The following is a 2,029-nucleotide window of genomic DNA, read 5'->3' as shown; positions in this document are numbered from 1 at the left end:
CTCGACCGGGCTCCCGACGGACCCGCCCCCGCAGTCTGCCGATGACGCATAACAAAACTCTAGAGGTTGTGTCGCAATCTACGGAATAGTTGTTTGCAGATTGAAAAGTCAAGACTGCCTAATGCATCGTCAGACGATGGGGGCGCCACGGTAAACGCACAGTCATGCCCGGCGCACTCACCGAAGCCGGAAACGCCGCAGCCGCCGAAATGACGCCGCGTCAGACGTGACAGATGCGAGCTCTACACCCCTACATCGCATCGTGAGCGTCTCAGGAACGACCGCTCCACGCGCCCGAGGGGACCTTGCCATCACCGCCGGGCTGCTCCGGCGGGACCTTGAGGATGTGCTCAAGGTAGATCGCCGCGGCGATCAGCGCCGCCCCGGCCAGGAAGGCGAAACCGCAGCGCAGCGCCTCGGAGCGGTAGATGCCGAGATCCAGCCGCCCGAGCAGGAAGAGCCCGTAGCCGCCGTAGACCCCGGCGAACACCGAGCCGACCAGGCCCGAAGCCTTCGCGAGCACGAGCGCGCGGGCCGCCTGTAGCGGGTCGATGGGTTTGACCGGCCGCTCGTTCGGCTCACGGAGCAGTCCGCGTTCGATCCGCGTCCGCACCTCGCGGTACGCGGTGAACCTGGCACGCAGACCGAGCGCGACGCCGAAGACCGCGGCCGCCAACACCGCCAGGGTGATCGGCGCGGACAGCGGCACGGCGGGAATGCGGTCGCCGTCGAGATGATCCCAGAAGCGGATGACCACATAGGAGATGACGGCGACGGCGACGGTGGTTGCCACGAGCACCAACGGTTTGGTCGGCTTCACGGCCCCAGTGTGTCAGTTTCGGCTCTCCCCGGGCGAACGTGCCCGGGCCCGCGGCGCCGGAACTTCGGGGCGTCAGAACACAGGTCGAGTCAGATTGTCATGAGTATTCATTCGGACGCCTGCGATGCAGGGTCGCGAATGATCACAGCCGTCGCGGCGATCACAACTGGAGGATCAAATCGTCGCGACGCTTGACCCCGCTGATCGGTTTGAGCGCCTCAAGCAGCGCGGAGACCGGCCCCCAGCCCGGCAGCAGCGCACCGGGTTCCACATCGCTCCACGGCACCAGCACGAAGGCGCGCTGATGCGCGCGCGGATGCGGGACGGTCAGCCGGGAGTTGTGGGTGACCAGCGCGTCGTAGGCGATGATGTCCACGTCGATGGTGCGGGCGGACCAGGGCTCCTCACGACGCCGGTGCAGTGCCTGCTCGATCGCGAGCGCCCGGTCCAGCAGGGTCAGCGGCATCAGGTCGGTGGCGACCACGGCGACCGCGTTCAGGAAGAACGGCTGGTCGCTCAGATCCATCGAACCCGCCGCGTCCAGCGGCCCGCCGAAGGGCTCGGTCTCGTACACCGGGGAGAGTTGCACGATTTCCAGGGCCGGGGTGTCCACCAGGGCGTCCACCGCGGCTTGAAGGTTCTCCAGCCGATTGCCGAGGTTGCCACCGAGGGCCAGCACCGCGCGGTGGTCGTAACCGCGCTTGCGCCTTGGGGTCATCGGGCGTCCTCCCGCGCGGCGGCCCGCCGCCGGATGGTGACGGTCACGTCCTCGAAAGGCACTGAGATGGGCGCGTCCGGCTTGTGCACGGTGATCTCCGCCTCGTGGACCGCGGGATCCGCCAGGCAGGCCGAGGCGATCCGCTCGGCCAGCGTCTCGATCAGGTTCACCGGTTCGCCCTCGATCAGCTTGACGATCCGTTCGGCGATGATCCCGTAGTCGGCGGTCGCGCCCAGATCGTCGCCCGCGGCGGCCGCCCTGGTGTCCACGGTCAGCGCGGCGTCCACGATGAAGGTCTGGCCCTCGGCCCGTTCCCGCGGGTACACCCCGTGCAGGCCGCGCCCCCGCAACCCGTGCAGAACTATTCGGTCCAGTCCCGACAACCGGTCCACGCCCTCACCCATCACCCCTCCGTCTGCGATTTGCCGCCTACGGCATGCTGCCTGCCCAAACCGTGCCGCGGTCTAACCCCTTGCGGGGCTTTTCGGGGC

At 68.0% G+C, this 2,029-nt stretch carries 3 protein-coding genes; all 3 read right to left on the bottom strand.

Translation table 11 applies throughout. The annotated features are described in order from the left end of the window. Positions 1-271 precede the first annotated feature (271 nt). Positions 272-820 (bottom strand): DUF3180 domain-containing protein, encoded by a 549-nt coding sequence (locus VGS97_RS02575; protein WP_326851529.1) that lies wholly within the window; start codon positions 818-820, stop codon positions 272-274. 160 nt (positions 821-980) lie between these two features. Continuing rightward, entirely contained in the window at positions 981-1,538 is a 558-nt protein-coding gene (folK, locus tag VGS97_RS02570) for a 2-amino-4-hydroxy-6-hydroxymethyldihydropteridine diphosphokinase (RefSeq protein ID WP_326851528.1), read from the bottom strand. Further along, entirely contained in the window at positions 1,535-1,912 is a 378-nt protein-coding gene (gene folB / locus VGS97_RS02565) for a dihydroneopterin aldolase (protein ID WP_349261952.1), read from the bottom strand. The genes folK and folB overlap by 4 nt, the downstream gene beginning before the upstream one ends. Positions 1,913-2,029 lie beyond the last annotated feature (117 nt).

Source organism: Actinocrinis sp. (genome assembly GCF_035946395.1).
Taxonomy (GTDB): Bacteria; Actinomycetota; Actinomycetes; order Streptomycetales; family Catenulisporaceae; genus Actinocrinis.
The sequence above is the reverse complement of the archived record's forward strand: the minus strand, read 5'-3'. Positions and strand labels throughout refer to the sequence as shown.